Raw genomic sequence first — 6,638 nt, forward strand, 5'->3', positions numbered from 1 at the left:
TGTTCTGGAAAGCTGGTGCTGCGAGAGAGGATTGAACTCTCGACCTCTCCCTTACCAAGGGAGTGCTCTACCACTGAGCTACCGCAGCCTGCGATGGCGGCGCTTCTGCCATATCGAACCGGCAAGCGCAAGGCCAAGAAAAACCCAAAGCGTCGCATCTAATTCTTGCCGGCAATTATGCGGGTTTGGGGCGGCATGCGCGGCTGATCCATAGCGTGAAACCGGCTCTCGGCCCGCTTCCATGACATCGGCGCGTTAAAATGCTAGCCATTGCGGAATCGCGGCCGGCTGACCGCCGGCCAGGGATCGGACGATGAACGACAAGGCAAATCCACCGAAAAAAGGCGATGGCGAGCGCAAGGACCGGCTGGCCGAGGCGCTGCGCGCCAATCTGCAGAAGCGCAAGGCCCAGACGCGGTCACGGCGCGCCCGCGACGCTGACAAGCAGCGCGCCCGCGACGCGGATCTAAGGTCCGAAGGATTGCCGGCTGCTGGAAAAATGCACAAGGACTGACCAAATCAGCCATACTGGCCGGTCACAGTTGGTCCGGTTTCAAGAAAATCCTATTTCTTGAACCAAGCCGGCCAATGGTCTAAGCCGGGCGCATCAACCGATTGAAACCGGCCTGTTCTGGCCGAGGGGACGTTTTCTCATGGATCGCATCAGAATTGTCGGCGGCAAGGAGCTTGCCGGTACCATTCCGATCTCGGGCGCCAAGAATGCGGCATTGCCGCTGATGATCGCCTCGCTGCTCACCGACGATACGCTGACGCTCGAAAACGTGCCGCATCTGGCCGATGTCGAGCAGTTGATCCGCATCCTCGGCAATCACGGCGTCGACTACTCGGTCAACGGCCGGCGCGAAAAGCAGCAGGAAGGCTATTCGCGCACGATCAATTTTTCGGCCCGCAACATCGTCGACACCACCGCGCCTTATGAGCTTGTTTCGAAGATGCGCGCTTCCTTCTGGGTGATCGGACCGTTGCTTGCCCGCATGGGCGAGGCCAAGGTGTCGCTGCCCGGCGGCTGCGCCATCGGCACGCGCCCGGTCGACCTGTTCCTCGAGGGCCTGCAGGTTCTCGGCGCGGAGCTCGACGTCGACAATGGCTATGTCATGGCCAAGACCAAGAACGGCCGCCTGATCGGCAATCGCTACGTGTTTCCCAAGGTCTCGGTCGGCGCCACCCACGTGCTGATGATGGCGGCCTCGCTCGCCAAGGGCGAGACAGTGCTGGAGAACGCCGCCTGCGAGCCGGAAATCGTCAATCTCGCCGAATGCCTGATCGCCATGGGCGCCAAGATCCACGGCGCCGGCACCTCGACCATCACCATCCACGGCGTCGAGGCGCTGTCGGGCGCCCGCGTGCGCGTCATCCCCGACCGCATCGAGACCGGCACCTACGCCATGGCCGTCGCCATGACCGGCGGTGACGTGATGCTCCACGGCGCCCGACCCGATCTGTTGCAGACCGCGCTCGACGTTCTTGTCGAGACCGGCGCGGAGATCACGCCGACCAATGAGGGAATCCGCGTCAAGCGCAACGGCGCCGGCATTGCGCCGGTCGACGTCACGACCGCCCCCTTCCCCGCCTTCCCGACCGACCTGCAGGCGCAGTTCATGGGCCTGATGACGATGGCCAAGGGCAAGTCGCGTATCACCGAGACGATCTTCGAGAATCGCTTCATGCATGTGCAGGAGCTCGCCCGGTTGGGCGCCCACATCACGCTTTCCGGCCAGACGGCGATTGTCGACGGCGTCGCCAAGCTCAAGGGCGCGCCCGTGATGGCGACCGACCTGCGCGCCTCGGTGTCGCTGGTGATCGCCGGCCTTGCCGCCGAGGGCGAGACCACGGTCAATCGCGTCTACCACCTCGACCGCGGCTTCGAGCGGCTGGAAGAGAAGCTTTCCGGCTGCGGCGCGGTGATCGAGCGGATTTCGGGCTGACGCTTACCCGCATCTGCCTCGGGCGAGTTGCACCGGCGGGAAAGACCGCATAACAGAGGGCTGAATTATCAACCTTCAGGTGCGCATTCGGCATGGCAGCTCTCAAGCTCATCGCGCTCGACGAACAGGATCTGAGCATCGTCTCGGCGCATGTCCAGGACGCCGTGATAAAGGTCTCCGATCTTGAATATCTGCCGGCGGCCAAGCGCTTCGTGCTGACCATGAACCGCTTCGTCTGGGAAGCGAAATCCGGCCTGTTCCGCCAGCACAATGAACGGCGCCAGAGCGTTCTGCATTTCGATCGCGTACTCGGCGCCAAGACCAGCGGCATTGCGCGCGACAAGCCGGCCGAGGTGCTGTCGCTGCTGGCGATCAGCTTCATCGCCATCAGCAAGCCGGCCGGCATCGTCGAACTGGTGTTTTCGGGCGGCGGCACCATCATGCTCGACGTCGAATGCGTCGAGGCACGGCTTGCCGATGTCGGCGGCTCCTGGGAAGCCACCTCGCGACCCGTGCACAGAGGCTAAAAGCGCAATGGCGATTACGCTCCGACAGCAGGACGCCGATTTCGAGCAACGCTTTTCGGCCTTCCTCACCACCAAGCGCGAGGTGTCTGCCGACGTCGAGGCCGTGGTGCGCGGCATCATCGAGCGCGTGCGCGCCGAAGGCGACAAGGCGTTGATCGACTACACGCTGAAGTTCGACAAAGCCGATCTCAACGCGCTCGGCATCGCCGTCTCGAAGGACGACATCGCCAAGGCCTATGAGGCGGCCGATCCGGCGACCGTCGAGGCGCTCAAATTCGCGCGTGAGCGTATCCGTTCGCATCACGAGCGGCAGAGGCCCAAGGACGACCGCTATACGGATGCCGCCGGCGTCGAGCTCGGCTCGCGCTGGACGGCTATCGAAGCTGTCGGCCTTTACGTGCCGGGCGGCACGGCGAGCTATCCGAGCTCGGTGCTGATGAACGCCGTGCCGGCGAAGGTCGCCGGCGTCGAGCGCATCGTCATCGTCGTGCCGGCCTCGGGCGGCGTCATCAATCCGCTGGTGCTGGTGGCCGCCGACCTTGCCGGCGTTTCCGAGATCTACCGCGTCGGCGGCGCGCAGGCCGTTGCGGCCCTTGCCTACGGCACCGAAACGATCAGGCCGGTCGCCAAGATCGTCGGTCCGGGCAATGCCTATGTCGCGGCAGCCAAGCGTCAGGTGTTCGGCACCGTCGGCATCGACATGATCGCCGGGCCGTCGGAAGTGCTGGTGGTGGCCGACGCCGACAACGATCCGGACTGGATCGCGGCCGACCTTCTGGCACAGGCCGAGCACGACATATCGGCGCAGTCGATCCTGATCACCGACAACGCCGAATTCGGCAAGGCGGTGGAGCAGGCGGTCGAACGCCAGCTCGAGGTGCTGCCGCGCGCCGAGACAGCGGCCGCGAGCTGGCGCGACTTCGGAGCGGTGATCCTGGTGCCGACGCTGGAGGCCTCGCTGCCGCTGGTCGACAGGATCGCGGCCGAGCATGTCGAGCTCGCTTTCGACCATGCCGAGGGCTTCTTTTCCAGGATGCGCAACGCGGGCGCCGTGTTCATCGGCCGCCATACGCCGGAGGTCATCGGCGACTATGTCGGCGGCTCCAACCACGTTTTGCCGACGGCACGCTCGGCGCGTTTCTCGTCAGGTCTGTCCGTGCTCGATTTCGTCAAGCGCACCTCGATCCTGAAGCTCGGGCCGGATCAGCTCAAGGCGCTGGCGCCCGCCGCGATCGCGCTTGCCAAGGCGGAAGGCCTCGATGCCCATGCCCGCTCCGTCGCGATCAGGTTGAACATGTAGCGATGTCCGGCCACGACCAAATCCGCGACAGGCTGATCGACGTCGAGCTCGACGAATCGATCGGACGTTCGACGCCCGACGTCGAGCACGAGCGGGCCGTGGCGATCTTCGACCTCATCGAGGAGAACAGGTTTCGGCCGATCAATGATGACGGCGCCGGTCCATACAGGCTGAAGCTTTCGCTGGCCGAGTCACGTCTGGTCTTCGCCGTCAGCCGTGAAAACGGCGCCGAGGTGGTCACCCACATCCTGTCGCTGACGCCGCTGAGGCGCATCGTCAAGGACTACTACCTGATCTGCGAAAGCTATTACGAGGCCATCCGCTCCTCGACGCCGAGCCATATCGAGGCGATCGACATGGGCCGGCGTGGCCTGCACAATGAGGGCTCGCAGACGCTGATGGACCGGCTCGCCGGCAAGATCGAGATCGACTTCGACACGGCGCGTCGGCTGTTCACGCTGGTCTGCGTGCTGCACTGGCGAGGCTAGATCAGGATGATGTTTCGTTGAAACACCGTCCTGATCTAATTCTTTGTTGGAGCATGATCTTTTCCGAAAACCGGTTCCCACTTTTCGGGATCATGCTCTTTTGTTGGAGCATGATCTTCTCCAAAAACCGGTTCCCACTTTTTGCGTGCGCTGACCTCCGGTTCGGGATCACGCTCTCTGGTTGGAGCATGATCTTTTCCAAAAACCGGTTCCCACTTTTTGGGACCATGCTTTAGTGGCCGCCCTGCCGCATTCGATCCTGTTCCTGTGCGGCATGAACGCCGTGCGCTCGCCGATCGCGGAACAGTTGGCGCGCCGCATGCTTCCCGCCACCACCTTCGTCGCTTCCGCCGGCGTGCGCGCCGGCGAGCGCGATCCGTTCGTCGACGCGGTGCTTGCCGAAGAGGGCCTGTCGCTCGGCGAGCGCCAGCCCAGGACGCTGGAGGAGTTGGAAGACGACTATTTCGACCTGATCGTCACGCTGGCGCCGGAAGCGCATCATGCGGCCCTCGAGCTCACCCGATCGCTCGCCGTCGAGGTCGAATATTGGCCGATGCCCGACCCGACCGACACCGGCGGCACGCGCGAGCACATCATGGCCGCCTATCGCGACGTGCGCGAGCGGCTGAAAACCCGCATAAGTCGACGTTTTGCGGCACCGGGGGCTGAAAGCGCCCCGGATTAAGCTTGTTCACAAGCGGATGATTATCATATAGGTTCCGCGCAAATTCCGGTTGGAGTCGGATGATTTCAGGTCCGACTCCAGATCAAGAGTAGAGCATGATGTCGTCCGAAAACCGCTTCACACTTTTCGGCATCATGCTCTAGGCGCCGGAACGCCCATCCAAGCAAAGGTATCGAATGCCGAAGGAAGAAGTCCTCGAGTTTCCAGGTGTGGTCACCGAACTGCTGCCCAATGCGATGTTCCGCGTGAAGCTCGAAAACGAACACGAAATCATCGCCCACACGGCCGGCCGCATGCGCAAGAACCGCATCCGCGTGCTGACCGGCGACAAGGTCCTGGTCGAGATGACGCCTTACGACCTGACCAAGGGCCGCATCACCTACCGTTTCAAGTAACAGTCCGCGCGAAGCTAGAGCCGGATGATTTCAGGTCTGTTCGACCTGAAATCATCCGGCTCCAAATCAAAGAGTGGAGCATGATGTCGCCCGAAAACCGCTTCACATTTTTCGGCATCATGCTCACATGAGCATCCTGCAGAAGCTTGTGCTTGCCTCGGGTTCGCCGCGCCGCATCGAATTGCTGCAGCAGGCCGGCATTGAGCCGGACCGGGTGCTGCCCGCCGATGTCGACGAGACGCCGCTGCGCGCGGAGCATCCGCGCTCGCTGGCCAAGCGCCTTTGCAAGGACAAGGCCGAGAAGGCGCTGGCCTCGCTGAAGAGCGAGGAGGACTATGCACCCGCCTTCATCCTCGCCGCCGACACGGTGGTGGCGGTCGGGCGGCGCATCCTGCCCAAGGCCGAGACGATCGACGACGCCATCAACTGCCTCGGCCTGCTTTCCGGCCGCTCGCACCGGGTCTATTCCGGCATCTGCCTGATCACCCCCGGCGGCAAGCTGCGCCAGCGGCTGGTGGAAACCAGGGTGCGCTTCAAGCGGCTGCCGCGCGAGGAGATCGACGCCTATGTCGCCTCGGGCGAATGGCGCGGCAAGGCCGGCGGCTATGCCGTGCAGGGCCTGGCCGGCTCGTTCGTCGTCAAGCTGGTCGGCTCCTACACCAATGTGGTCGGCCTGCCGCTCTACGAGAGCGTGGCCCTGCTTGCGGGCGAAGGCTTCAAGGCGCACCAGAACTGGCACGCTTCGCGCTCATGAGTCTGGATGACAAGGTCACGCCGCTGAGGCCGAAGCGGCCCTGCCCCGAATGCGGCAAACCCTCGGCGCGCGAACACTACCCGTTCTGCTCGGCGCGCTGCAAGGACATCGACCTCAATCGCTGGCTGAAGGGCGCCTATGTCATCCCCGTCCGCGACGGCGAAGAGGAAGAAGAGGGCAGCCCGAAGCCGGGCCCGACGCCCAAGGACGAGCCGTGAGCGCAGCCGGCGACGGGCCGTTTCCCGGCGTTTTTTCTTTCCTGACGAAATCAACACCTAGGCGCTGGACAGGCAGAATTCCCGTGCTATAACCCACGCGCTTTCAAGGGGCGCCGCCGGCGCCTTCGCGAAACCCGGCAGGCGCATCCCGTTAGCCGGCACAGGCCCAGATAGCTCAGTTGGTAGAGCAGCGGACTGAAAATCCGCGTGTCGGTGGTTCGAATCCGCCTCTGGGCACCATCCCTTCTTCGGTCCGTTCCGGACACATGGGTTACGGTTTATACCGGAGACATGGGTAACACTTTTGGCCCGAAGGGGTTTTGGA

9 protein-coding genes and 2 tRNA genes are annotated in these 6,638 nt (G+C 63.5%); 10 read left to right on the forward strand and 1 reads right to left on the reverse strand.

Annotation, left to right across the window (positions count from 1 at the left end; translation table 11 throughout):
- Positions 1-13 precede the first annotated feature (13 nt).
- Positions 14-88 (reverse strand) — tRNA-Thr (locus FJ414_RS30305).
- 225 nt (positions 89-313) lie between these two features.
- Between FJ414_RS30305 and FJ414_RS30310 the strand changes: the two genes are divergently transcribed.
- From FJ414_RS30310 to FJ414_RS30355, 10 genes are all read left to right on the forward strand, one after another.
- Positions 314-514, forward strand: a complete 201-nt coding sequence (locus FJ414_RS30310) for a hypothetical protein (RefSeq protein WP_140648022.1) — start codon at positions 314-316, stop codon at positions 512-514.
- 139 nt (positions 515-653) lie between these two features.
- The gene (gene murA / locus FJ414_RS30315; protein WP_140648023.1) at positions 654-1,946 is read left to right on the forward strand and encodes a UDP-N-acetylglucosamine 1-carboxyvinyltransferase; all 1,293 of its coding nucleotides are present in this window, start codon (positions 654-656) and stop codon (positions 1,944-1,946) included.
- Between the two features lie 92 nt (positions 1,947-2,038).
- Positions 2,039-2,473 (forward strand): DUF2948 family protein, encoded by a 435-nt coding sequence (locus tag FJ414_RS30320; RefSeq protein WP_140648024.1) that lies wholly within the window; start codon positions 2,039-2,041, stop codon positions 2,471-2,473.
- Between the two features lie 7 nt (positions 2,474-2,480).
- Positions 2,481-3,773 carry a histidinol dehydrogenase gene (hisD, locus tag FJ414_RS30325; protein ID WP_140648025.1) on the forward strand — a complete coding sequence of 431 codons (1,293 nt, stop codon included), beginning with the start codon at positions 2,481-2,483 and terminating at the stop codon, positions 3,771-3,773.
- 2 nt (positions 3,774-3,775) lie between these two features.
- Entirely contained in the window at positions 3,776-4,261 is a 486-nt protein-coding gene (locus tag FJ414_RS30330; RefSeq protein WP_140648026.1) for a UPF0262 family protein, read from the forward strand.
- Positions 4,262-4,496: 235 nt separating this feature from the next.
- Complete coding sequence (locus FJ414_RS30335; protein ID WP_281405808.1) at positions 4,497-4,946, forward strand: low molecular weight phosphatase family protein; 450 nt, start codon at positions 4,497-4,499, stop codon at positions 4,944-4,946.
- A gap of 176 nt (positions 4,947-5,122) precedes the next feature.
- Positions 5,123-5,341: a translation initiation factor IF-1 gene (gene infA, locus FJ414_RS30340; protein ID WP_006200926.1), complete on the forward strand. Its 219-nt coding sequence runs from the start codon at positions 5,123-5,125 to the stop codon at positions 5,339-5,341.
- 127 nt (positions 5,342-5,468) lie between these two features.
- Entirely contained in the window at positions 5,469-6,095 is a 627-nt protein-coding gene (locus tag FJ414_RS30345; protein ID WP_140648028.1) for a Maf-like protein, read from the forward strand.
- A complete protein-coding gene (gene yacG, locus FJ414_RS30350; RefSeq protein WP_140648029.1) occupies positions 6,092-6,313 on the forward strand; it encodes a DNA gyrase inhibitor YacG in 222 nt (73 codons plus the stop codon). The genes FJ414_RS30345 and yacG overlap by 4 nt, the downstream gene beginning before the upstream one ends.
- 164 nt (positions 6,314-6,477) lie before the next feature.
- A tRNA-Phe gene (locus tag FJ414_RS30355) sits at positions 6,478-6,553 on the forward strand.
- Positions 6,554-6,638 lie beyond the last annotated feature (85 nt).

The organism is Mesorhizobium sp. B3-1-6 (genome assembly GCF_006439555.1).
Taxonomy (GTDB): Bacteria; Pseudomonadota; Alphaproteobacteria; order Rhizobiales; family Rhizobiaceae; genus Mesorhizobium.

Bases quoted from the DNA above. Each gene is read 5' to 3' on its own strand.
- FJ414_RS30310 (WP_140648022.1), top strand. From the start codon at position 314: ATGAACGACAAGGCAAATCCACCGAAAAAAGGCGATGGCGAGCGCAAG.
- murA (WP_140648023.1), top strand. From the start codon at position 654: ATGGATCGCATCAGAATTGTCGGCGGCAAGGAGCTTGCCGGTACCATT.
- FJ414_RS30320 (WP_140648024.1), top strand. From the start codon at position 2,039: ATGGCAGCTCTCAAGCTCATCGCGCTCGACGAACAGGATCTGAGCATC.
- hisD (WP_140648025.1), top strand. From the start codon at position 2,481: ATGGCGATTACGCTCCGACAGCAGGACGCCGATTTCGAGCAACGCTTT.
- FJ414_RS30330 (WP_140648026.1), top strand. From the start codon at position 3,776: ATGTCCGGCCACGACCAAATCCGCGACAGGCTGATCGACGTCGAGCTC.
- infA (WP_006200926.1), top strand. From the start codon at position 5,123: ATGCCGAAGGAAGAAGTCCTCGAGTTTCCAGGTGTGGTCACCGAACTG.
- FJ414_RS30345 (WP_140648028.1), top strand. From the start codon at position 5,469: ATGAGCATCCTGCAGAAGCTTGTGCTTGCCTCGGGTTCGCCGCGCCGC.
- yacG (WP_140648029.1), top strand. From the start codon at position 6,092: ATGAGTCTGGATGACAAGGTCACGCCGCTGAGGCCGAAGCGGCCCTGC.